At 50.8% G+C, this 23936-nt stretch carries 21 protein-coding genes and 1 riboswitch; of the genes, 8 read left to right on the forward strand and 13 right to left on the reverse strand.

The genetic code is table 11. The features are described from left to right. Window positions 1-53 precede the first annotated feature (53 nt). Complete coding sequence (rnr, locus tag ACI77B_RS09855; RefSeq protein WP_409336641.1) at window positions 54-2021, forward strand: ribonuclease R; 1968 nt, start codon at window positions 54-56, stop codon at window positions 2019-2021. Window positions 2022-2026: 5 nt separating this feature from the next. Here rnr and ACI77B_RS09860 read toward each other — a convergent pair whose 3' ends face one another. From ACI77B_RS09860 to ACI77B_RS09900, 9 genes are all read right to left on the reverse strand, one after another. Next, complete coding sequence (locus ACI77B_RS09860; RefSeq protein WP_409336642.1) at window positions 2027-2689, reverse strand: hypothetical protein; 663 nt, start codon at window positions 2687-2689, stop codon at window positions 2027-2029. A 56-nt stretch (window positions 2690-2745) separates the two neighbouring features. Beyond that, the gene (locus ACI77B_RS09865; RefSeq protein WP_409336643.1) at window positions 2746-3543 is read right to left on the reverse strand and encodes a hypothetical protein; all 798 of its coding nucleotides are present in this window, start codon (window positions 3541-3543) and stop codon (window positions 2746-2748) included. A gap of 3 nt (window positions 3544-3546) precedes the next feature. Next, on the reverse strand, window positions 3547-4875 hold the full coding sequence (locus tag ACI77B_RS09870; protein WP_409336644.1) for a DUF5702 domain-containing protein: 1329 nt from the start codon (window positions 4873-4875) through the stop codon (window positions 3547-3549). A gap of 25 nt (window positions 4876-4900) precedes the next feature. After that, window positions 4901-5239, reverse strand: coding sequence for a TadE family protein (locus tag ACI77B_RS09875; protein ID WP_409336645.1), 339 nt, complete (start codon window positions 5237-5239; stop codon window positions 4901-4903). 20 nt (window positions 5240-5259) lie between these two features. Next, window positions 5260-5424, reverse strand: a complete 165-nt coding sequence (locus ACI77B_RS09880) for a hypothetical protein (RefSeq protein ID WP_409336646.1) — start codon at window positions 5422-5424, stop codon at window positions 5260-5262. 41 nt (window positions 5425-5465) lie between these two features. Next, complete coding sequence (locus ACI77B_RS09885; RefSeq protein WP_409336647.1) at window positions 5466-6521, reverse strand: type II secretion system F family protein; 1056 nt, start codon at window positions 6519-6521, stop codon at window positions 5466-5468. An 82-nt stretch (window positions 6522-6603) separates the two neighbouring features. Beyond that, on the reverse strand, window positions 6604-7347 hold the full coding sequence (locus ACI77B_RS09890) for a type II secretion system F family protein (protein WP_409336648.1): 744 nt from the start codon (window positions 7345-7347) through the stop codon (window positions 6604-6606). Continuing rightward, window positions 7331-8569, reverse strand: a complete 1239-nt coding sequence (locus ACI77B_RS09895) for a CpaF family protein (RefSeq protein WP_409336649.1) — start codon at window positions 8567-8569, stop codon at window positions 7331-7333. The genes ACI77B_RS09890 and ACI77B_RS09895 overlap by 17 nt, the downstream gene beginning before the upstream one ends. Further along, window positions 8562-9905: a hypothetical protein gene (locus ACI77B_RS09900; RefSeq protein WP_409336650.1), complete on the reverse strand. Its 1344-nt coding sequence runs from the start codon at window positions 9903-9905 to the stop codon at window positions 8562-8564. Before ACI77B_RS09900 ends, ACI77B_RS09895 begins: the two co-directional genes overlap by 8 nt. A gap of 225 nt (window positions 9906-10130) precedes the next feature. Then, window positions 10131-10247: riboswitch (FMN riboswitch) on the forward strand. A gap of 221 nt (window positions 10248-10468) precedes the next feature. On the opposite strand from ACI77B_RS09900, the gene ribD reads away from it, so the two are divergent. The 7 genes from ribD (at window position 10469) to ACI77B_RS09935 (ending at window position 17700) form a co-directional block, all read left to right on the forward strand. Continuing rightward, window positions 10469-11659 (forward strand): bifunctional diaminohydroxyphosphoribosylaminopyrimidine deaminase/5-amino-6-(5-phosphoribosylamino)uracil reductase RibD, encoded by a 1191-nt coding sequence (ribD, locus tag ACI77B_RS09905; protein ID WP_409336651.1) that lies wholly within the window; start codon window positions 10469-10471, stop codon window positions 11657-11659. A 1-nt stretch (window position 11660) separates the two neighbouring features. After that, window positions 11661-12371, forward strand: a complete 711-nt coding sequence (locus ACI77B_RS09910; RefSeq protein WP_409336652.1) for a riboflavin synthase — start codon at window positions 11661-11663, stop codon at window positions 12369-12371. 77 nt (window positions 12372-12448) lie between these two features. Continuing rightward, the gene (locus tag ACI77B_RS09915; RefSeq protein WP_409336653.1) at window positions 12449-13663 is read left to right on the forward strand and encodes a bifunctional 3,4-dihydroxy-2-butanone-4-phosphate synthase/GTP cyclohydrolase II; all 1215 of its coding nucleotides are present in this window, start codon (window positions 12449-12451) and stop codon (window positions 13661-13663) included. Window positions 13664-13954: 291 nt separating this feature from the next. After that, a complete protein-coding gene (gene ribE / locus ACI77B_RS09920; protein ID WP_409336654.1) occupies window positions 13955-14419 on the forward strand; it encodes a 6,7-dimethyl-8-ribityllumazine synthase in 465 nt (154 codons plus the stop codon). A 566-nt stretch (window positions 14420-14985) separates the two neighbouring features. After that, window positions 14986-16935: an OPT family oligopeptide transporter gene (locus ACI77B_RS09925; protein ID WP_178263190.1), complete on the forward strand. Its 1950-nt coding sequence runs from the start codon at window positions 14986-14988 to the stop codon at window positions 16933-16935. After that, window positions 16916-17284: a PqqD family protein gene (locus tag ACI77B_RS09930; RefSeq protein WP_409336655.1), complete on the forward strand. Its 369-nt coding sequence runs from the start codon at window positions 16916-16918 to the stop codon at window positions 17282-17284. Before ACI77B_RS09925 ends, ACI77B_RS09930 begins: the two co-directional genes overlap by 20 nt. Before the next feature lie 53 nt (window positions 17285-17337). Next, window positions 17338-17700 carry a hypothetical protein gene (locus ACI77B_RS09935; protein ID WP_409336656.1) on the forward strand — a complete coding sequence of 121 codons (363 nt, stop codon included), beginning with the start codon at window positions 17338-17340 and terminating at the stop codon, window positions 17698-17700. A 127-nt stretch (window positions 17701-17827) separates the two neighbouring features. On the opposite strand, the gene larA is transcribed toward ACI77B_RS09935, so the two are convergent. From larA to argB, 4 genes are all read right to left on the reverse strand, one after another. Beyond that, on the reverse strand, window positions 17828-19105 hold the full coding sequence (gene larA, locus ACI77B_RS09940; RefSeq protein WP_409336657.1) for a nickel-dependent lactate racemase: 1278 nt from the start codon (window positions 19103-19105) through the stop codon (window positions 17828-17830). A gap of 359 nt (window positions 19106-19464) precedes the next feature. Then, window positions 19465-20670 carry an acetate/propionate family kinase gene (locus tag ACI77B_RS09945; RefSeq protein ID WP_409336658.1) on the reverse strand — a complete coding sequence of 402 codons (1206 nt, stop codon included), beginning with the start codon at window positions 20668-20670 and terminating at the stop codon, window positions 19465-19467. Between the two features lie 1038 nt (window positions 20671-21708). Next, window positions 21709-22887, reverse strand: a complete 1179-nt coding sequence (locus tag ACI77B_RS09950) for an aspartate aminotransferase family protein (RefSeq protein ID WP_409336659.1) — start codon at window positions 22885-22887, stop codon at window positions 21709-21711. Window positions 22888-23010: 123 nt separating this feature from the next. Beyond that, a complete protein-coding gene (gene argB / locus ACI77B_RS09955) occupies window positions 23011-23904 on the reverse strand; it encodes an acetylglutamate kinase (protein ID WP_409336660.1) in 894 nt (297 codons plus the stop codon). Window positions 23905-23936 lie beyond the last annotated feature (32 nt).

Here is a 23936-nt window from a genome sequence, read left to right on the forward strand (position 1 = left end):
GCTTTTCATCCGAAATCATCTAGAACCGAAATCATTAACAGCTAAGGAGAATTATGAGTAAACGCAAACATACACCCGCCATCCAGGGACGTCTGGATAAAACAAAATCCGGAAACGGATTCGTCGTCATGGAAGACGGAGACGATATTTTTATTGATCAGGAGAACATGAGAGGCGCGATGAACGGCGATCTGGTTCAGGTTGACCTGCTCCCGGAGATCTACTGGGACAGAAGACCGGAAGGAATCATCGACCGGGTTCTCGACCGGGGACGCGAAGAAGTCATCGGTACCTACCACCGCAGCGGAAAGAACGGATTCGTTGCACCGGTCGCGAAAAACGACAAGGAGTGCGTATTCATCCGCGGACACGCAAACGGGAAAGCAAAAGACGGAGACAAGGTACTTGCCAGGATCACCCGCTACCCTTCCCGCCCGGACGAAAATGCCGAAGGAAAAATCATCGACATCATTGCCAGGAAAGGGGCAGCCGGAGCAGAAATCAAAGCCCTGATCCGTTCTGCAGGCCTGCATGAACAGTTCCCGTCCCCTGTTGAAGCTGAAGCCGCAAGATGCGCTTCAGAAACGCTCTCAGAAGAAGATCTGGCCAGAAGGAAGGATCTGCGGAACGAACTGATCCTGACCATCGACGGTGCAGATTCCAAGGATCTGGATGATGCCGTCTCCGTAAAGAAGCTCCCGGATGGAAACTGGCTGCTCGGCGTCCATATCGCCGATGTCGCACACTTTGTCACCGAGGGAAGCCGGCTGGACAAGGAAGCAAAAAAGCGCGGAAACAGTGTTTACCTCCTGACTCGCGTCATTCCTATGCTTCCGAAATCCCTCTCCAACGGCGTCTGCAGCCTGTTTGAAGGTGCAGACCGGCTGACCCTGTCCTGCGAGATGAAAATCAGTCCTTCCGGAGAGATCCTGAGCCATGAGATTTTTGAGAGCGTAATCCGTTCAAAAGCCCGCATGGTCTACGACGACGTCTCGGATATGCTGGAGGATGACAAGAGCCCCTTGATCAGCCAGTATTCTGATTACCACGGCTTCGACATCTACTCCGCACTGAAAGACATGGCAGAACTCGCAGCAATTCTGAACAAAAACAGATTGAACAGCGGCAGCATCGATTTTGAGCACGAAGAAGCAGAGATCATTCTGGACAACCAGGAAAATCCTGTCGATATCCACCCTGCCGACCGCCGCGTCGCAAACCGTCTGATTGAAGAATTCATGCTCGCTGCAAACAGGACCGTAGCCGAGCATTTCTGCCGCATGCACATTCCCTTTGTCTACCGAGTCCATGAGCAGCCGGAAGCGGTCAAAATCGAGGAAATGAAGCACTTCCTGGCCTTCTTCGGGATCACCCTTCATACAAAAAAGGATACGCTGCCTCCGGAGGAACTCAGCCGTATCCTGAAACTTGCTGAGGGAAAGCCCTATGAGAACATCGTCAGCACCGTGCTCCTGCGTTCGATGACCAAGGCCTATTACAGCCCGGACTGCACCGGCCACTACGCCCTTGCATTCAAGTATTACTGCCACTTCACCTCCCCGATCAGAAGATATCCGGACCTGATGATCCACCGCATCATCAAGCTCATCCTGAACGGAAATAAGAATGAGCTGCGCAGAAAATTCTGGATTTCCGCCGTTGAAGACGCTTCTGTACATTCTTCAGATACCGAGCGCGCCGCCCAGGAGCTCGAACGTGATGTGGACAAGCTGAAGATGGCGCAGTACATGAAGAAGTTCATCGGTGAAGAATACGACGGCATCATCAGCGGCGTTACCGAATTCGGCATCTACGTCCAGCTGGAAAACACCGTGGAAGGCCTGGTTCCGATCTCCACCATGAATGACGACTTCTACAACTTCGAGGAAAGCCGCTACCGGCTGATCGGGTCTGCAACGAATAAAATCTACGCACTGGGCGATCCGGTCCGGATCCGGGTTACGGATGCCCGCCCGGAAGAACGGCAGATCGACTTTCAGCTTGTGACAGAGGAAGAATAGAGTAGTTACTTCGCATATTCCGCAGTTTCTTCTGCCACATCCAGGGGATCCCGATAGAATTTCCTCGTTCGCTCCATCCGGTCATCCCCTCTGCTGTATCCACAGTCAAAAGCCTCGGACCGCACCCGGTAGATTCTCCGCCTCAGAGCACCGGCGTGGAGGCCTTCCCCCGCCGAAATATTCCAGGCGTGACGCAGATATCCTGCTCCGTCTCCCTGAAGGTTCTCCTCCAGCACATCAATGACACTGCAGATTCCATCATGGAACTGATTCATGGTGCAGATGTAGCTGGCATGTTCCCGGTCCGTTCCCGTCCAGGCCAGGGCCGCCTCGAGCTCTCCGCCCTGTTTCGGCCTCTTCACAAACACCAGATCTGGATGGATCAGGTAGTCCCCGATAAACAGGAACACATCCTCTGCCCTCACCATTTTCTCAAGAAGCGAGAGCACCACATCCAGCGCCTCACAGACATCCCGCGCGTGAAAGTCCCGCAGGCTCACATAACCTTCCGTCTGAAACATCCCGGAAAGCCGCATGGAGCCGTCCTGCTCCATCACCGACAAAAATGAAACCGGCAGAAATAAGCCGGTATATCCGGTCTCCAGAATCTGCCTCTGATATTCCATAAGATCACTCTGCCCATATTCGATTTCCAGCCGTTCTTCCATTGCTGGCCTCCTTTCTTCTTCTCTTTCCTTTTCTGCATATTGTTTATATTTCCGCATTATCCCCCGCAGGTCCGGCAGGCCGTATAGCCCAGCTTCTTCGCTTCATTCAGACTCATCTGCGAACACCACCTGGTAACTGACCTGCAGCTCCCGTAATGATAAGCCTCTCCCGCGCTCTCAAATACGTACACCGGCGTTCCCAGAGACGCAGAGGAGGCTTTACAGTTCGGGCATGGATGATACTTCTTCTTTATGGCATCTGACAAGGGCCGCATCTTACAGCAGGCCCGGACGTGCTGACAGTTTTCCTGATGATACCGGATCCCGTCCTCCGGGAAGATCCAGACCAGCCTCTCCTCATCCGTGAAGCTTCCTCTTGCGCTGCCCCTTCTCACCCGTCCAGTGAAGGCCCTTCCCGTCACCAGTGCCGGGAAACGGATATCATCGAATTGGCCAAGCGGATCATGCACGCCGCCCTTTGCCAGCATCCGCACTTCAATCAGATCCTCCATCGTCCCGTGAGAAAACCTGTACTGATAGCCGGTAATATACAGATGGCGAAGCTCTCTGTTTTCCCGGTGTACACGGGCCTCAAGAAGAACCGGCATTCTGGAAGCAGACGGATGAAGCCCGCACAGCAGCATCTCCCGCCTGAGCTCATCGGAAGATGCAAACACCAGATTCTCCGCCATCGCAATTACCGGAATAATGCCGATCAGGGCGGTCACCGCCAGAATGAATACCGGAACGATGATGGCTGCTTCTGCAATATAGCCGCCTTTTTTCTCCCTCAGCTTCCGGAAAACCGTCAGCCCGGAAGTTTTTTCCGTTTTCCTGTCTCTGCGCATTCTCATCCCTTATCCCTTCATTTTCTCCGGGAAATATTCACGGCGGGACGTATATTCTTTTCCATTCAGCTTAAACACCGCTTCAATCCCGCTGTAATGATCCCGCAGAAGAAAATCCTCATACCATCCATACTGCATGTTGATCTGCATCAGATCCATCATTCTCAGAATCTGAAGTTCCTGACCCGTCAGCGCAGCAAAAAATCGAAGATAGTCTTCATAAGTCTCCCCCCTGCTATTCCCCGGATCAAGGCAGGGAACTTCTTTCTTAAGAACCACTTCGCCGCCCTTTTCAGAATCCTCTTTTCCATCCTTCTTTCCTTTATCTTTCCCGGACCTGACGATTGATTTCAGGTCGACGGCCCAGGACTGACGATCCTTCTTCAGCGGCACTTTCTTTCCCTGAATCAGGAGCTGATAGTCGTTATAACTCTCTGCCAGCGCCCATCCCGCCTGCAACAGTTTCTGGGTTGCCGCCGCCCCTGGCCCGGGCGTCAGTGCCTCCGCCATTGCAAGAGTCTTCTCGTTCATTTCCGGATCTTCCAGTACATAGATCAGATTCAGTGCCTCCCGGACCGCAATAATCCTGCGCTTCACGCCGGCGAGATTCTTCTGGTCATCCGGATAACCGCAGATGACGTATTCAATCTCATTGTCGAAGCAGCAGGCCTCGAGATTTTTATCATGAATGTGGTCTCTGTAAAGGGCAAAAAGATACTGGTCAAGGAAATACCGGTCTGTGCCCTTCTTCACCGCACTTTTCAGCGAAGAAAGTCCCTTTACCGCAGCAATGATTTTTTCTTTCTGCCATCCTCCGGATGCACCGGAAGAAGGAAGGGAAGAGAGAACCGCCTGATTGGAAATCTCCCCCGTCCGCTCCGCGGCAGGATGAGGCGGAATCCTCCCTGAATTTCCGTCATTTCCTGCGGAAGCTGCCTTTTCTGTTTCTTCCGCGCCCTTTCCTTCCTCTTCTTTCTGACCCGGCAGAATGATCTTTTTCGCCGCAATTAATTTTCCAGCACGCAGCATCTGATCTTTCATCTCTTCCGTGCTTCCCAGAGAATATGCATCCAGATTCACCCTGCTTCCCTCATAGTCGATGTATCTTTTGTCCCTGAAGTCCCGCTCGGCGTAGAAATCCAGACGCATGGGCGTTTCTCTGCAGGAGCCGTAAAATCCGAAAATGCAGTAGCGCTGCTGAAGAGGAAGATCGTATTCCGCAAGTATCGATTCACACCAGAGTCCGCCTAAAGCATCCGCTGCGCATCCTGCCGCCGACTTTCTGGAAACGTCGATAAATGCGCCAAGCAGGGCAGTCAGCGATAGGAAAAACAGCATCACAAATACCGTGACCGATCCTCTCTTATTCCTTAAAATACACCGACGCCTCCTTTCCAATTGATACGATTTCTGCAGGCCGGGTCAGATAATAACGGGCCCGGCTCTCCTTATACATCACAATTTTTGTCAGCCCCCGCATGGACTTCTCTGTGCTGCCGGATGCGCGGCTGACCTGATACAGCTTCCGGCAGTGTTCCTGCCGGTCCAGAAGAACATGGTGCACATCGATCTGTGTCTGAAGACAGCTGTAAAAATAGATCAGCAGCAGAATCATGCTCAATATCGCAAGAAGCACCAGGGGCAGCACAATCGCAGCTTCCACGATTTCTTCTCCTTTTTTATTCATCCGCATCCGGCGCATACTAACCACCTCCCCGCCGGCTATCCGTTCAGTGACTGGAAAGTCTTATTGACAAACATCGTGATCTGATCATCGAATATAATGCCGAGGGCTACGGCCAAACCGATGAGAATCGCAACCTGAACAAGTTCCATCCCCTGCTTGTTATGCGAACTTGATAGAAATTTCTTAAATTTATTCCACATGATCATTCTCCTCTCTTAATAACATACGAAGTTAACTTCTTTTACTGCTGCACCTGAATCACGGCAGGCGCGGCAGTAATAACAATGAGCACCAGAAGCAGTACCGCAAGGGGAAGCGCCAGCCTGCTTTCTGCCAGCTTTCCCTTCTTCTGCGCGGCATTTTTCCGTTCTTTCCAGAGCCTGTCACGTTCTTTTTCCAAGGTTTCCAGCATATCCGTTCCATGAATCTGGCTGTCTGAAACCGTCTCTGCAAACCGGCTGAAATGCTCGTTTTTCTCTTCTTCCGCAGTTTCCGTCAGGGCTCTCCGCAGGCTCAACTTTCCTTTCCGGCTCCTGTTCTGAACGCTCAGAATCAGGCTGCTGAAATAATCCTGCCGCTCCTGCTCCCTGTACCCGTCCGCAATCATCTGAAAGGCGTCATAGAACACCATCCCGCAGTTTAGCAGCAGAATCAGCTGATCATTGAATGCCGGAAGGGCGCAGAAAACCGAATCCATTTTCTTCCTCCTTTTTTCTTTCTCCTTCTCCCGGTCCTGAAGATACAGAAGAGCGCAGAGCAGCGGACCCATCAGAAGCAGCACAAGGAATTTGCAGTCTCCCTTTTTATTCCAGTTCATGACTGTGCCGTCTGAAAGCTCAGACGGCAGACTGACTTTTTTTGTTCCTGCCGTCTCCGCATCCCGGACCGCCTTCTGAATGGCCTGCTTCAGTTCCTTTTTCGGATCCTGCTTTTCCTTCACACGGACGCTTCCGTCCGCTTCCAGAACGATGGTCACTTCTTTTTTCAGCCGTTGCTTTCCTTTTCCCGCTTCAACCGATAGAGGGAATGCCGCTCTCTCTTTTGTACTTTTTCTCATCAGGCCGCTGATGCTGCCGTCTGATCTCCTGATGTACTTTTCTGAAGAGGCCAGGCCCTTTCCCGCCTGAACCCCGGATAGAAGAAGTGCCGCGGAAAGAATCAGGCAGACTCTTTTTCTGTTTTCTCCTCTCTTAAGAAAGTCACGCAGCCGCTCCTTTTTCTTTTCCAGCAGTACATACGCATCACTTTCTTCCCATCTCCCTCTGACAGCATTTTTCCATTCTTTTATCTGCTTCAAATTATCCCGATCACCTCCCTGCAGCTTCTGCTTTTCATTTCCCCTTTCCAGGTCAGCTTTTGTCTCTGCCCAGCCTCTTTCATCAGACCTGAATCGCCGTGATCCTGTCGATCAGATAGTATGCGGCTCCTGCCGCAAGAAGGCAGCCTGTCATGATGATCCGCCCGGCGGCATTTCCATACAGAATGGAGATGTATTCCGGCGATGTGATGCGCAGAAAGAGGATGATCAAAACTGGCATAAGAGTAATTATTTTCCCTTCATAGCGTTTCTGTGTGACCATTAGTTCGATATCTTCTTCAATGCTGATCTTCTCCTGCAACACCGATGCGCATTTTCTTACCGCTCCGCTGAAATCACCTCCTGATCTTCTGACTGCACGGAAAACCTGGGCAAGATCCGCCGCCTCCTCGAGGTCCGACATCTTCGCAAATTCCTGCAGGGCCTCAAGATCGGATGCACCCGCGTGTTCAATCTGCGCTCTCATTTCCCGCACGGCAAGGATAATCGGCTGCTTCTCATCGTAAATTTCAAGAAGGGGCTTCTCCGCTTCCCTCAGCGCTTCAGCGAATCCTCGTCCTACATCCAGCGACGATGCAATGCAGCGAAGAAAATCCTGAAACTGACGCCTCAGAAGCTTTTTCTGTTTCCGTCTGATGTACTCTTCTCCGAATTTCTCAGCAGGCCGCAGAAGAAAGGGCAGCGCGAGTACAGGAAGAAGACTGCGGTAAAACAGCAGTCCGGTTTCCGCCGTCAGCAGAAGCAGGAGCAGCCTGATCTTCCATTTTTCTGCCTTTTCAAGCTGAAAATCAGATAAGCTGCGCATCTCCGTAACCTCGCTCACTCAGTTTCTGCCGGTTTTTCAAGCTGCTGCCGAGTTTCACCTGCATATTACCATCGTACAGAAACAGCGGATTCAGGCAGTAATTCCCATCTTTAAATCCCGTCAGTTCACAAAGCTCGGAAACCACCCTTCTTCCATCCGGAAGCCGGATCAGATGCACCATGATGTCAAGCGCCTCCACGATCTGACAGCGGATGGAATCGACCGGCACATTTGCGTTCATCAGGCACATCGCCTCCAGTCTCCTCAGCATGCCGTTTACTGAATTTCCATGACCGGTGGAAAGGCCGGAATGTCCGGTGTTCAGCGCCTGCAGCATCAGTGCGGCTTCCGCTCCCCTGACTTCCCCGACAATAATCCTGTCCGGCCGCATTCTCAGACTCGTCCGGATCAGATCTTCCATGGAGATTTTTCCTTTCCCGGAAGAATTTGCCTGCCTGCATTCCATCTGAACGATATTGGGAATCTGGTCCATCATCAGTTCCCTGGAATCCTCGATCACGATAATCCGCTCTTCCGGCCGGATATAGTCGCTCATGGCATTAAGGAAAGTCGTTTTTCCAGTGGACGTTCCCCCGCTTATAAACAGGTTATAGCCGCAGCGGATGAGAATACGCAGCAAATCCGCACAGTCCTTCGTCATCGTTCCGTTTGCAATCAGATCCTCCGCCGTCATCCTCTTTTTTCCGAACTTTCTTATGGTCAGCGCCGGTCCGTCCAGAGCCACATTCCGATACACGGCATTCACCCGGGAACCGTCCGAGAGACGGGCGTCCAGAATCGGATTCATCTCATTGATTTCACGGTGGACACCGGCAGCAATCTTCCGAATGCATTCCTCCAGTTCCTCGGTGCTGGCAAAAACCTCCCCGCAGGGAACAATCCCTTCCTCCGTCTCCAGGAAAATCTCATCTTTTCCGTTGACCATAATCTCCGTAACCGAATCATCTAAAACATAAGGCTCCAGGATCCCCAGTTCTCCCCGGATCCGGAAAAACAGATTCCAGGAAATCTCCTCCATTTCTTCCACACGAAGATTCAGATCTGAGTGAATGGCCAGATACAGAACCGTTTCATCCACCAGCTCCTCGACAGCCTGATCGGAAAAGTCTTCTTTCAGACGATTGTTCCTCAGGCTGACCTGCACATGCTGATAAGCTTCTTCTGCAAACTGTTTTAACTTTTCTTCTCTTCTGTTATTCAAGATTTTCTCCTTCTGATACACGTCCATCTCCTTCCTCAATCCAGACCGCCAGCCGGCTCAGCTCTGCGCCGAAACAGCCGGACAGGTCGATCTTCCATCTTCCTCCCATATGAATAAACGCTTTTTCACAGACAGACACATGAAATTCAGGAACGAGGGTCTGCCTCTCCTGCCTTTCTTCCTCCCCTGCCGGTTCTTCTTTTCGATCCTCCATCTGGAATGTTTTTCTTCCCTTCTCATTCTCACCATCCTCTTCTTTCATTTGCGGCTCTGTTTCCAGATTATAGCAGTCTTCCCACTGCGCCCCTTCCTGCCTGCCATCATCCATATTATGAAGAAGTGCAGTATTCGGCAGAAGATTCAGCAGCTTCTTTTCCCACATTCTCTGAAACAGAGGTCTCAGTGCCCGTTCTCCCTTTCCGACAAGCACTGCCGCGCTGCAGCACTGCATCATCTCTATATGTTCTTCCGTAAGGCTGGTCCCGAAATCAAGAATAATGTGCTGAAAATCAAGCTGACAGGAAAGCTCTTTGAACAGAGCCTCCATGCTTTCTGCCCGGACATGCTCATCCAGCCCGCTTTCTGTCCCTTTGAAATACCAGACACCATCCTCCTCATTCAGGTAGGGCTGAACCGCTTCCTTCTTTCCCCTGTGAATTGCGTACAGAAGACGGAGGAGGCTGCAGGATCCGTCTTTCCGCAGATAATTCCCCGAATCATCCACCGGATTCATGCTGACATACAGACACTTCGACCCGTAAATTCTGTGAAGAAGCCTCGCCGTACTCAGCGCACAGGCGGTGACACCGCATCCTCCGCTTATTCCAAAGAATGCCGTCACCGAAGCCTGCTGCAGAAATACATATTCTGCCGGCTGCCCGGTTTTCTGAAACCAAAGCTGATTCAGCCCGCTGAGCAGACTGTTTCGGTTCAGCGGAACGCCTGCATACATACCGCCTTTCTCTTTTTGTTTATTCTTCTGTGAATGTCCGGTCATGGGGTCAGCCGGCGGAAGCATCCTTTCCGATTTTTTTCCACAGCGGTCAGAATCGTCCCGGATCCATTCCGGCTCATGCCCTGCATCCGATGCAGAAAGTAAAAGACAGCTTGACGGATATAACTGACAGACCGATTCCTGATCGGTGATCCAGAGATCAGCATCCTGTATTCTGCTATCCATATTAAGCATGGAGGTATCATCCTCTTCCCAGTCTTTTCCTATTTCTGCCTGCAGCTGCCTGAATCGCATCCTTCCCGACTTTGCACTCATGCCCCGGACAATTGCTTTTCCGAGCTCCCGGTCCGATACAGCAACGTTTACCTGGATTCTTTTCACACCCTCCTCCTTTCCTTCCGTACATCCAGAGTAACACAGGGACCCGCGTCGAAGAAATCAACTTTTTTCAACTTTTTTCGACGCTCGTGAAACATTTATCACACTCTTCTATACTATTCAATGTCTCAAACCCACTGAAATTCCAATCTTTCCCGACATTAGAGATTAATTTCAAAAAAGCACTTGATTTTTTCGCTTAAGAGACTATAATTATAGTCAGAAAAGTTAAATCTTCAGGGCCGTGTGAAAGTCACGACCGGCGGTAGAGCCCGCGAGCCTTAACAGGTATGATTCGGTGAAACTCCGAAGCCGACAGTAAAGTCTGGATGAAAGAAGATCGTTAACCAATCGAGCGTGAAATTTATCTGACCCCGAAGCAATTGCTCCGGGTATTTATTACCGCCGGAATTCAGCAGCCGCGGTAAACCAAACAGATTATTCATCACCGTCTCGTCACACACTTCAAACCCTGAAATCCTTTGATTTCAGGGTTTTAGTTTTTTTCTTCGCCTTCTTCTTTCAGTTTCAGATATTTAACTTTAACGGAAAGAAGGCACATTTCAATGCATCATAGATTTACAAGCCAGCAGCAATCCTATATGAAGCGGGCCATTCAGCTTGCGGAAAATGCCGGAAACTTCATGCATCCAAACCCTCTCGTCGGTGCCGTCATCGTAAAGAATGGACGAATCATCGGAGAAGGCGCACATGAAACATTCGGATCTCTTCACGCCGAACGGAACGCGCTGAAATCCTGCACAGAAAGTCCGGAAGGAGCGGACATCTACGTCACACTTGAGCCCTGCTGCCATCAGGGAAAGCAGCCGCCATGCACAGAGGCTCTCATTGAAGCCGGCATCTCCCGCTGCTTCATCGGCTCCTCCGATCCGAATCCGTTAGTCAGCGGAAAAGGCGTAAAGCTTCTCCAGAATGCAGGAATCACCGTATTTACCGGTCTTTTAAAGGAAGAATGCGATCAGCTGAATCCATCCTTTTTCCATCTGATGAAGACCGGCCGCCCGCTCGTCAATTTAAAATATGCCATGAGTCTGGATGGAAAGATCGCCTGCTTCAATGGAAAATCCCAGTGGATCACCGGTGAAACTGCCCGGGCGAATGTATCGCTTCAGCGTGCAGCATGCATGGCCGTTCTGACCAGTGTGGAAACGGTAATTGCTGACAATCCAAGGCTTACCGCCCACGGAAAGGCATCTCCTGACCCCGTCCGCATTGTATGCGACAGCCATTTGAGGACCCCTCTTGACAGCTTTCTTTTGTCGGACATTCCAGATGGGACAAAAAACAGCCAGCAAGGAGCTGAACTTCCGCCGGTGACCTTCGACGAGCACAGCCGTTACCCGCGAACCATCATCGCCACTTGCGAAAGCGATAAAGAGAAGCAGAAAGCCTTCCTTGAAAAAGGCGCGGTCATGATCACGACTCCGCCGGATGAAAACGGACACCTTGATCTTTCCATTCTCCTTCAGAATCTTGGAAAGATGGGAATTGACAGCATCTACACCGAATGCGGCGCGGGACTTCTCGGAAGTCTGATGGACCAGCATCTTGCAGACCGGGCAGAAATTTACCTTTCTCCGAAGATACTCGGAAACCCAGCAGCAAAATCGCCGGTTGGAGGAAAAGGAAGTGGCGATCCGAACCTTGCTCCTGAGCTTTGTCCCATGGAAATCAAAAGAATCGGAGAGGATCTTCTGATGGAAGGTCCGATCAAGTATCCGAAGGAGGCAGAATAGAATGTTCACAGGAATTATAGAAGAAACCGGAAGCATCGCGGAAATGCCGCCGTCAGGAAAATCCGGGGTTCTGACGATCGCCTGCCGGAAGGTTCTGGAAGGAACGAAAATCGGCGACAGTATCGCGGTGAACGGCATCTGCCTGACGGTGACGAAAATGACCAGCTCGACCTTCTCCGCGGACATGATGCCGGAAACGATCCGAAGAAGCTCCCTGTCCCGCCTGACTGCGGGAAGCCGCGTCAACCTGGAACGCGCCATGGCAGCGGACGGCCGCTTCGGAGGCCACATCGTCTCCGGACACATCGACGGCACCGGAAACATCATTTCCGTAAAAAAAGAAGGAAATGCAGTCTGGTACCGCGTTAAATTCCCAGAGGAGATGCTCCCCTGCATGGTAGAAAAAGGCTCGATCGCCATCGACGGAATCAGTCTGACGATCGCGGAGCTGGCGCCGGGACATACGCCGGAATTCAGCGTTTCCATTATCCCGACCACCATGGGAGAAACGATTCTGGGAGAAAAGCGAGCCGGGGATCTGGTGAATCTGGAGACCGACATCATTGGAAAATATGTCGCGCGGAACCTTGATCTTTACCAGAGCCGCACGGGAATCCGGACACTGGAGCAGACAAAGTCGACAGAATCCGGCCAGAAGCAGGCCGGAAACTCATCCGACCAGGAATGGGAATCCCTGATCCGGTCACTTTAACAGCGAAATACCATCATTTAAAAGGAAATATACCGTCATTAAGATTATATGAGGATTAGAGAAAAGAGGAACTTATCATGACAGACACAAAAGACTTCAAATTCGCAACAATTCCGCAGGCGCTGGAAGATCTGAAAAACGGCAAAATCATCATCTGCACGGACGATCCGGACCGTGAAAATGAAGGCGATCTGATCTGCGCCGGACAGTTCGCGACGACAGAGAACATCAACTACATCGCCTCCAAGGCCAAGGGCCTGATCTGCATGCCGATGGGAAAGGAAGCCATCGACCGCCTGCAGCTTCCGCAGATGGTCACTGACAACCAGGACAACCACGAAACCGCCTTTACTGTCAGCATCGACCATCGCGACACCACAACCGGAATTTCCGCCGTTGAGCGCGGCCTGACCGCCAGAAAGGCAGCCGACCCGGAAAGCCGTCCAGAAGACTTCCGCCGCCCGGGCCACATGTTCCCTCTCCTTGCGAGAAAAAACGGCGTATTCGAGCGTCAGGGCCACACAGAAGCGACCGTTGACCTGCTCCGCCTGGCCGGAATGGAGCCAGTCGGAATCTGCTGCGAAATCATGCGTGAAGACGGCACTATGATGCGCACAGAAGAGCTGAAACAGTTCGCCATGAAATACGGCCTCTCCTTCATCACCATCCACGACCTGCAGGAATACAGGAAGAAACACGACGTTCTGATCGACCAGGTCGCATCCTGCAATCTGCCGACCCGCTACGGCACATTCCGCGCCTACGGCTACGTCAACCGCCTGAACGGCGAGCACCACGTGGCACTGGTCAAGGGCGACATCGGCGATGGCGAGGACATTCTCTGCCGCGTGCATTCCGAGTGCCTGACCGGAGAAGTCTTCGGTTCTCTTCGCTGCGACTGCGGCCAGCAGCTCGCTTCCGCCCTGAAGCAGATTAATGAAGAAGGCCGCGGCGTTCTTCTCTACATGCGCCAGGAAGGACGCGGAATCGGCCTGATCAACAAGCTGAAGGCCTACAATCTCCAGGATCAGGGCATGGACACACTGGAAGCCAACCTCGCCCTCGGTTTCCCGGGCGACGCCAGAGAATACTACATCGGCGCGCAGATCCTCCGCGATCTGGGCATCCACACCATGCGCCTGCTGACCAACAACCCGCAGAAAATCTACGATCTGAAAGAATACGGCCTGAAAATCATCAAACGCGTGCCGATCCAGATGCAGGCCAACCCGCAGGACCTCTTCTATCTGAAGACCAAGCAGAAGAAAATGGGCCATCTGCTGAACTATTAATCTAAAAAACAAAACTACCCGCGCAAGGGAGCAGGACGGAAGGTGCCACGGTGACACGGATGCCCTGTGCAGTGAGCGTCTCTGCTCTGCGGAATGGCGATACAGCCTGCCGTCCTTATAGCATCTGTGCCTTTCTCCCCTGCAGCTTGCGGGACTAACTCGCCTGTCCCTTTTAACCGGTGAGAATGGCGTGCGTGTATTCAGTATACGTGCTTTCCCTGCCGGGGATGAAAAGAGTGAATTCATACCATCTATATATCATTAAACAATTGGAAAAATAAGGAGATTAAAATGAACATTTTAGAAGGAAAAATCGTTGCTGAAAGCCCTGTTAAAATCGGAATCGTCATCGCACGTTTCAACAGCTTCATCACCCAGCACCTGCTGGAAGGCGCCGAAGACGGCCTGCTCCGCCACGGCGTAAATACCGATGACATCGACGTCGCCTATGTTCCGGGCGCCTTTGAAATTCCACTCGCCGCAAAGAAGATGGCCGACTCCAGAAAATACGACGCCGTCATCTGCCTCGGCGCCGTCATCCGCGGCCAGACCCCGCACTTCGACTACGTCTGCGCAGAATCCTCCAAAGGCATCGCACAGACCTCCCTGGAATCCGGAATCCCGGTACTCTTCGGCGTCCTGACCACTGACACTATCCAGCAGGCCGTCGAGCGCGCAGGCAGCAAAGCCGGCAACAAGGGCTTCGAATGCGCAGAAGGCGCCATCGAAATGATCAATCTGATGAAACAGCTGTAAACGAACCTATCCCTGATTTTTCAAGCGCCAGCGCAGAAAAATCAGCGGAAGGTTCGTTCGCCAAAGACTCCCGGCGAATCCAAGCCGAAGGCGACGGACGAGCCGCTGGAGTCCACTGGCCCAAGCGGAGCGACTTTCCAGATCCCTGTTTTCGCAAGCGCCAGCGCAGAAAAATCAGCGGAAGGTTCGTTCGCCAAAGATATATCGCACCGAATTTTCGCAATCAAGAAGATTGTTTGTCTGTCTGATCCCGCAGAATTACCTCCTTGCTTAATATCTTTATTGATATTTATAGGATTTTCACGTAATATTTGTTCATCTATAATATATCATAAATATTATTTATCAGATTTACTCAAATTTATTTTATTCGTCATAATTAATTTATTGTTAGCATTGACTTACTCCTCTTTCTGATGTACATTATTTAGAACACATTAAATTCTGTTAATACAGAATTTACATAATCTTATAAATCATGATAGCTATGTGCACATTAAAATTATGAAACAGCGCGCTGTAATCTGCTGAAACTTCTATTCTACAGAAAGGAAGGAGCTAATGCTATGAAAACCAGCAATAAACCGGATGGCGGGTTCAGGCCGTATGTACCTGCGGATAAGGTCATGCCGGAATTTACCGCCACTTCTATTATTATGGGAATCATTCTCGCCGTTGTTTTCGGTGGAGCGAATGCGTATCTGGGACTCCGTGTCGGACTGACCGTGTCCGCATCCATTCCAGCTGCGGTAATTTCGATGGGCGTCATCCGTCTGATCATGAAAAAAGATTCCATCCTGGAAAACAACATGGTTCAGACGATCGGTTCCGCCGGAGAATCCCTTGCCGCCGGTGCTATATTCACTCTGCCTGCGGCTTTTATGTGGGCGGCCGAAGGTACCGGAAAAGCTCCGGGATATCTGACCATCGCACTCGTGTGCATCTCTGGCGGCCTTCTCGGTGTTGTATTTATGGTGCCGCTCAGGAGCGCTCTGATCGTAAAGGAACACGGAAAACTTCCGTATCCGGAGGGAACGGCATGTGCTGAGGTACTGATGGCCGGCGAACAGGGAGGTTCTGCCGCCAGCACCGTATTCTGGGGGCTTGGAATCGCATCTATCTATAAGTTCATTGCAGACGGAATCAAACTGTTTCCGAGCGAAACGGACTGGTCTTTTAAACATTATAAAGGATCGGGAATCGGTATGGATGTCCTGCCGGCCCTTGCCGGTGTCGGCTTCATCTGCGGCCCTGTGATCTCCTCTTACATGCTTGCCGGAGGAATCACCGCCTGGTTTATTATCATGCCGATGATCAAGGCTTTTGGCGGTCACATGACGATGTTTCCTTCTGACGTACCAATCAGTCAGATGGCAACCTGGGATATCTGGAAATCTTATGTCCGTTATATCGGTGCAGGTGCCGTTGCAACCGGCGGAATCCTGTCGCTGATTAAGTCCCTGCCTCTGATCATCAGCTCGTTTAAAGCCAGCATCAGTGAACTGAAAGCAAAGGACGGAGGCGGTGAGACTTTGACCCGCACCAGCCGCGATCTGAGTCTGAAAAGCCTGGGATTGATCCTGCTCATTGTCCTCTTGATTCTGATTTTTGTCCCATCCATTCCTTTGGGATTCGGAAGCGCACTGATAATCATTATTTTCGGCTTCTTCTTTGCGACGGTTTCTTCCAGAATGGTCGGCATCGTCGGAAGCTCCAACAACCCGGTTTCCGGCATGGCGATCGCCACACTGCTGATCGCATCCCTGCTTCTGAAGGTAACCGGAAACAGCGGACCATCGGGAATGGTTACAGCCATTATGATCGGTACGGTTATCTGCGTCGTTGCAGCCATGGCCGGTGATATGTCTCAGGACCTGAAAACGGGCTACATCGTCGGCGCTACCCCTTACCGGCAGCAGATCGGTGAAATTATCGGAACGATTTCCTCGGGACTTGCGATTGCAGGCGTTCTGTATCTGCTGAATGCGGCATGGGGCTACGGAAGCAAGGAACTTCCGGCGCCGCAGGCTTCTCTGATGAAAATGGTGATCGAAGGCGTTATGAATGCCAACCTGCCTTGGACCCTGGTCTTCATCGGCGCTGCTTTCGCCGTGATTATCGAGCTTCTGGGCATTCCGGTCCTGCCGGTTGCCATCGGCCTTTACCTGCCGATCCATCTTTCCACCCCGCTTATGGCAGGCGGACTGGTCAGATTATGGCTTGAAAAGCGGAAATACGCGAATGAAAAGCTTAAAGACAGCGTCATCACGAGCGGAATTCTGTATTCTTCAGGTATGATTGCCGGTGAAGGACTGGTCGGAATTCTTCTGGCGGTGTTCGCCATTATCCCGGCAGGCGGCGGCACGCTGGGAAAACTCATCGATATTTCTGCCAGAGGAATCAGCCTTGGAAATATCGGCGGCCTGGTGTTCTTTATTATTTTAATTCTCACCATGCTGAAATTCTCGCTCTGGAATCATAAGGTGCATACAGAATATGAAAAGAATAATAAATAAGAAGAAAAAAGACATCCGTAATTACCTGGATAAGATCCCTGCCGTCCGCAGGGATCTGTCCTGGGAAACGGAAGGAGGCGAGGTCGTCATCATTCAGGAGAATGATGGTTTTTACGACCATATCGCGCAGAAAGTGTTTCACACGCCGCCGGAAAGCCGGATTCATCTGGATGAAATGGGAAGCTTCATCTGGCAGCAGATTGATGGAAAGCAGGACATTTACGACATCGGCCAACTGGTCCATTCCCATTTTCAGGACTCAGCCGAACCGCTCTATCAGCGCCTGTGCCAGTATTTCTACACACTTGAGCAGGTGCATTACATCACTCTGAACAGTCCTGACCACTAGCCGCACATCCGGATCTGCCCCGGCAAAAAGAAACTGGAAAGAGGTCGATTGAATTGAAACAGATTATGATTATCATCCTGGGCATATTATTCTTTGCTATTGTTACGGCCTGCCTGTATCTGATCGGACTTCGAAAAAAAATTACGGAGAACCAGAGACTCAGCGAAATGCTTCTGAACAATGGCGCCCTGCGCGTACAGAAATATCTGAAAACACATGGATACGTCCGCGAAGAGGAAATCGGACTCCTGGTTCAGAATGTCCGGGCACATGAATTTGGTTCACGAAACACTGCGATAATCGCCTCGGGAGAAGACTTTCGGGAGCAGTTGATTCCGTACATGCTCGACCGTCATTTCCTGCTGAAGACAGAAGGTGTTGACGGAGATACTCTGTATTATCTGCCGGAACAATGAAAGAATTAAATTCTTAGCTATTTATCGTCACGGGTGGAATACTTTTCCACCTGTGAAGTCTGCCATTTAAAAACAGCGCAGCAGAATAATTCTGCCACGCTGTTAACGATCCCGTTTATCTAATCCCCTACGGTCTCACAACTACGGAAATTCCGTTCGGGATGCAGGTCAGAGAAGCATCCTCGCCCTTGATCTCTCTTGCGCGCTTGTAAGCGGTCTGAAGGTCCGGTGCGTACTCGACTTTCAGTCCCTCGATCATGTCTTTCTGATCCGGGTCAGCAACGAAGATGACGTGGAACTGGAGTGCGATTCTGGCAAAAATCTGGGAACACCACTGGTCAGGAACGGTGTCTTCCTGTTTGGTAGCCAGGGTTTTGTCGTAGAATGCCTGCATGGTCGGCTGGTCGGCGATGGAATGATAGAATCCGTCTCCTCCTGTTCCGTCACAGCAGCATGCGAGCATGATCAGCACTCCGCCCGGCTTGCAGGTTGCTTCTCCTGCTGTCATGCCCTTCGGGGACTGGTATGCGTTCTGGTCCAGAGGGTAGCCGCCGTTGGTGGTGATGACAATGTCTGCAGGCTCTGGCTTTACGGCAACGTAGCTGCTGATGAAGTCACAGCCCTTTCTGTGCGCAGTCTCAAAATCACCTGCAAATGCGGCGACGGTCTTCTTATCTTCGTCAATGACAACGTTGACGATGTAAGCGAGTTTTGCCATTCTTGCAGCTGCAACCATGTCTGTGTGGATCGGGTTGTTGTCCAGAATTCCCGGACGGCAGTTCGGATCGTTGATGAATTTGGAGCAGTGGTTGCCCATTACGGTAACGGCGTCTGCAACGCCCGGCAGAATGCTCTTTCTGCCGCCGGAGAAGCCTGCAAAGAAGTGTGCCTCGATGAATCCTTCTGCAACCAGCAGGGATGCCTCTGCGGCGACTTTATCAATGATGCAGTCCGGGCCGGACGGCAGTGTGCCGACCTTGACGTTCTTTGAAGGATCGTGAGCGTCATGAACGACGATGTTGTCCTTAAACTCTTCATAAAGGTCATCGCCCAGTTTTTCTCTCAGTTCTTCTACGCTGGTCGGACGGTGGAAGCCGGTCGCAACCAGAAGGGTAATCTTGATGTCCGGGTTTCCCTGACGCAGCTCGCGGACCATATTCGGGAGAATGTCCTTGCTTGGAACCGGACGAGTGTGGTCAGAAATGATGATTATGCAGTCCGGTTTACCTTTTGCCAGATCATACAGATGCGGGCTGTCGATCGGATTATCCATGGCTTCCTTTACGATGGTCAGGCCGTCGCGGTCGCTCTTCAGCTGGTCAACACGGGAAGTCAGAACCGGGGTATCGTCTGGAACCTGCAGGTCATAGGTCCCGCGTCCATACAGAAATTTTACAGTTTTCATACGCTTTTCCTCCAATATATGTGTTTATAGATAGTTTTGATTACAGCAGATACACTTATGTGAATACAGTATACACGATTTAGGACAGATGAAGGGCCGCCAGCTTGTCAGGACATCCCCTTCTTATTCCCTTGCATCTCTGTTTTGCCGCAACTTAATGTATACATCAATTATATTGAAATTCGCGGGCTGTGTCAAACGCCGGACAGGTATTATTCTTCACTTTTTCAGCCTGCTCACCCACTGGACAAAATACAAATGAGCAAGAAAAAACCGCGCTTTCTGAAATGAAATCCGAAATCTCATTCCGCGGCGCGGTCTTTTAATTTTCTATTCCTGATGTATCAGAAGGGCCTTAATTAACGGTTCTTCTCAACGATATCAACAGTATCTCTTGCGATCATAAGCTCCTCGTTGGTCGGGATCAGCATGATGGTTACCGGAGAGTCATCTCTGGAAATAATGGCTTCCCTGCCTCTGATCTTGTTCTTTACCAGGTCGAGCTTGATGCCCAGGTTTCCGAGGTCGTTGCAGATGATGTCACGCATAGCGATGTCGTTTTCGCCAACACCTGCTGTGAATACCAGTGCGTCCAGTCCGTTCATCTCTGCGATAAATGCTCCGATGTATGCTCTTACCTTGTGAGCAAATACCTTCAGTGTGAGCTGTGCTCTCTCGTTGCCTTCCTCAGCAGCAGCTTCGATATCTCTGAAGTCGGAAGAAATTCCGGAAATTCCCAGAACTCCGGACTTCTTATTCATGATCTCATTCATCTGCTCTGCGGACAGGTTCTCCTTCTCGGAAATGTAGGTTGTGATGGACGGGTCGATATCGCCGCAGCGTGTTCCCATTACCAGTCCCTCGAGCGGTGTGAATCCCATGGATGTGTCGATGCACTTGCCTCTCTTGATGGCGGAAACGGATGCTCCGTTGCCCAGGTGGCAGGTGATGATCTTCATGTCATCCAGGCTTACGTTCATGATCTTGGAAGCTCTGTCAGCAACATACTTATGGGATGTTCCGTGGAATCCGTATCTTCTTACGCCGTACTTCTCATAGTACTCATACGGAAGAGCGTAGATATAGGACTCTGCCGGCATGGTCTGATGGAATGCAGTATCGAATACAGCAACCATCGGTGTGTTCGGCATCAGCTTCTGGCATGCTCTGATTCCCAGGATGTTTGCCGGGTTGTGCAGTGGAGCCAGCTCAGACAGTTCGTCCAGATGAGTCAGTACTTTCTCATCGATCAGTACACTGTTTGCATAACGCTCGCCGCCGTGTACGACTCTGTGGCCTACAGCGCCCAGCTCGCTCATGTCATGCAGTACACCGTGCTCAGGATCTACAATTGCATTCAGAACCTGCTCGATTGCTTCCTTATGTGTCGGCATCGGAACCTCGTTCTTCCACTTGTCATCGCTGCCGATCTTTGTGTGTGTGATAACAGAACCGTCCATGCCGATTCTCTCAACCAGTCCCTTAGCCAGCAGGTTTTCTCCGTCCATGTCCAGAACCTGGTACTTCAGGGAAGAGCTTCCGCAATTGATTACTAATACTTTCATCTGAAATCTCCTTTATCCTATTTTCGTGCAGAATCAAACTGCAGTACGTGCGTAAAAGTTTTCCACATACAGTACTATTATACTACCTGAATGCAGGAGTTTGCAACCGTTTATCACCCTTTATCCTGACAGGAGCACATGCGAATTCCCTGTAAGAAGAGGCTGTCAGTATTTTCTGGACTCCAGCACCCAGTAACGAGATAACAGGAAATTTATTGCTGTACTGGAAGTCTTGTTTTTTCAGTGTGCACATTGAATAGCAGGGAGAAGTTTGAAAATGTGATGGGAATGTGATGAAATTATTCGGGGGTTCGTTTATTTCCTATTTTTAAGAGAAAGCGCAGAACTGAATATATATGAATGCGCGGATAAACCGGAAATACAAGGGGATAATTGTCAAAAACTGGAACATTATGAGTGGTTAAATGTTGTTAACCTCTCTGAAAAAAGAGATGTACTGTAAGAAAATAGAAGAATGCACGGAATCCGAGTAAGTACACCGCAATGTACAGCAGAAGTTTTCAGAACACTTGTCTAAAAAGAAAACCCGGTTCTGCAGAAAATATATAAATCATGATTTAAACGAACTAAAAAAATACAAACAACGATGGATACAAAACGCATACATAAACACGAATATATATGCAAAATCAATCCTCCCTGTGTATCCTCTATATTAATTAGCAGACATAAATGGTCACAGTGTACATACTGAGTATTTTTATCGGAGCATAATACCCCCCTTCTCAATCATGCAGGGCTGCACTTTCACCCGTTCCGAACACAGTATATTGTATACTCACATCTCTGCTTCTGCCATTCCCCAAAGCATAAAAAACAGCCGCCGGGTTCATTCATAACCCGGCGGCAGCTCCCGTCATCAGTATTCAAACTGCAATATAAACTTCTTCCTGCTCAATCATTTAATGAAAGGCAGATATCGATACAGCTTCAGATATTCTAAACCCTGTCCGGAGTCACCTGGAAATCTCCAGGGCAGGCATCACAATGCTTCACTTCTTTCTGATCCTGTCATCCCTACTTATCCAGCACCTTATGGAAGATCTTCAGCGCCTGATCGATCTCATCCTTTGTGATGGTCAGCGGCGGAAGCAGGCGCAGACGACCGTGGGTGGTGATGGCCAGAACGCCGTTCTCGCAGAGTTCCTGAACAACCTGCGCGTAATCTCTGGTCTTGAAGTCGACGCCAATCATCATGCCCAGGCCGGACAGGGACTTCACTTCGTCAATCTTCAGAAGCTCGCCGCGCAGATAGTCGGCCTTTTCCCTCACGTCTTTCAGGAAGGCGTCGTCCATCTTGTCCAGGACGACATTTGCCCCTGCGCAGGCCGCCGGGTTCATGCCGAAGGTGGATCCGTGCTCGCCTGCAGACAGGACATCGCAGGTTTTCTCATTGGTCAGCACGCCGCCGATCGGAAGACCGCCGCCGATGCCTTTTGCGAAGGATACGATGTCCGGCTTGAAGCCGTACTGCTCATAAGTGAAGAAAGTTCCCGTACGGCCGATTCCTGCCTGGACCTCATCGTCGATAAACAGGATGTCGTTATCCTTACACAATCTTACTGCTTCATCCACGAACTCCTGATCCATCGCGATGACGCCGCCCTCGCCCTGTACCAGCTCCATGATGATGGCACACGGATTATGCTCGGCAACCTGCTTTTTCAGATCCTCGATGTCGTTGATCTTCACTGGGAAGAATCCCGGAGTCAGCGGGCCGAACTTAGCGTCCATGCCAGGGTAAGATCCTGTGGATGCCGTCTCGGAAATCGTCCGTCCGTGGAAGGAGGTCTGCATGTAGAGAATGGCATTTTTATGCACATCCGCAATCGTGTTACCATATTTTCTCGCAATCTTATACGCCGCCTCATTGGCCTCGCCGCCGGAATTTGCGAAGAAGACCTTCTTCATCCCGCTCTTCTTCACCAGCTTCTCCGCAACGATTCCGCCGATTTCATGATAGTACAGATTGGATGTATGCTGGAACTTCTTCAGCTGGGAAATGACCGCATCCAGCCAGTCCGGATCCGCATATCCCAGAGAATTCGCACCGTAGCCCGCGCACATCTCAATGTATTCCTTACCGTCCTTATCCCAGACTTTTGCGCCCTCCGCGTGGTCATACACCACCGGAAAACGCGCGCCGGTATTGACGACATATTTATCAAATGTATCCATGACTTCTTTACTGTTCATTTTCTGCTCCTCACTGCGCCTTCCGCGCATTTATGCCAAAATTTACCCGTTCAAGAAGTTTCCTGCGTCCGCCGGTCCCGGGCTTCCGTGACCGGCAGACCTCTGTCATATTTCTATCTTCTGTTATTTTTCCTTGTAGTATCTGCGCTCGCTGTCGCTTAAGATCGCCGTTCCTACGCCTCGGTTGGTGAAGAACTCCAGGATCAGAGAATGCGGCACCCGTCCATCCAGAATATGGACACGCTTTACGCCGTTCTTGACCGCGTCGACACAGTTTTCGATCTTCGGAACCATACCGCCGGTGACGATTCCATTCTGGATAAACTGCTCGGCCTCTCTTGCGTAGAGCTCAGAGATGACACTGTCCGGATCGTCCGGATCCTCATATACGCCGCGGATATCGCTCAGGTATACGAGCTTGTCTGCATGAACCGCCTCTGCGATTGCACTGGCAGCGTGGTCGGCGTTGACGTTGTACGCCTGACCATTTTCATCTGCAGCAATCGGATATACAACCGGGATGAAATCATTAGAAACCAGATCGTGAAGAACCTTGGTATCTACCTGTGTGACATTTCCTACGAAACCGATGTCTTTTCCGTCCGGCATCGCCTTTTCAACGGTCAGAAGGCCGCCGTCAATGCCGCTGATTCCAACGGCGTCCGCGCCCATAGCTTCTGCCATGGACACCAGGTCACTGTTGACCTTTCCCAGAACCATCTTCGCGATTTCCAGGGTATCTGCGTCGGTAATGCGCAGACCATTGTAAAAATGCGGCTCGATTCCCGTTTTTGCAACCCACTTGCTGATTTCTTTTCCGCCGCCGTGCACGATGATCGGGCGCATGCCGATGAGTTTAAGCAGCACGATATCCTCGATGACGTGGTACTGCAGCTCTTCATCCTTCATGGCACTCCCGCCGTATTTTACGACGATGATGTTATCGCGGAAACGCTGGATATATGGGAGCGCTTCGACCAGAACTTTTGTTTTTGTTAAATCTTCCTGACTGACCATTTGTTTTCCGTCCTTTTTCCTTTCCCTCTCCT

It is taken from the genome of Eubacterium sp. F2, from assembly GCF_046244355.1.
GTDB lineage: Bacteria > Bacillota > Clostridia > Peptostreptococcales > Anaerovoracaceae > Aminicella.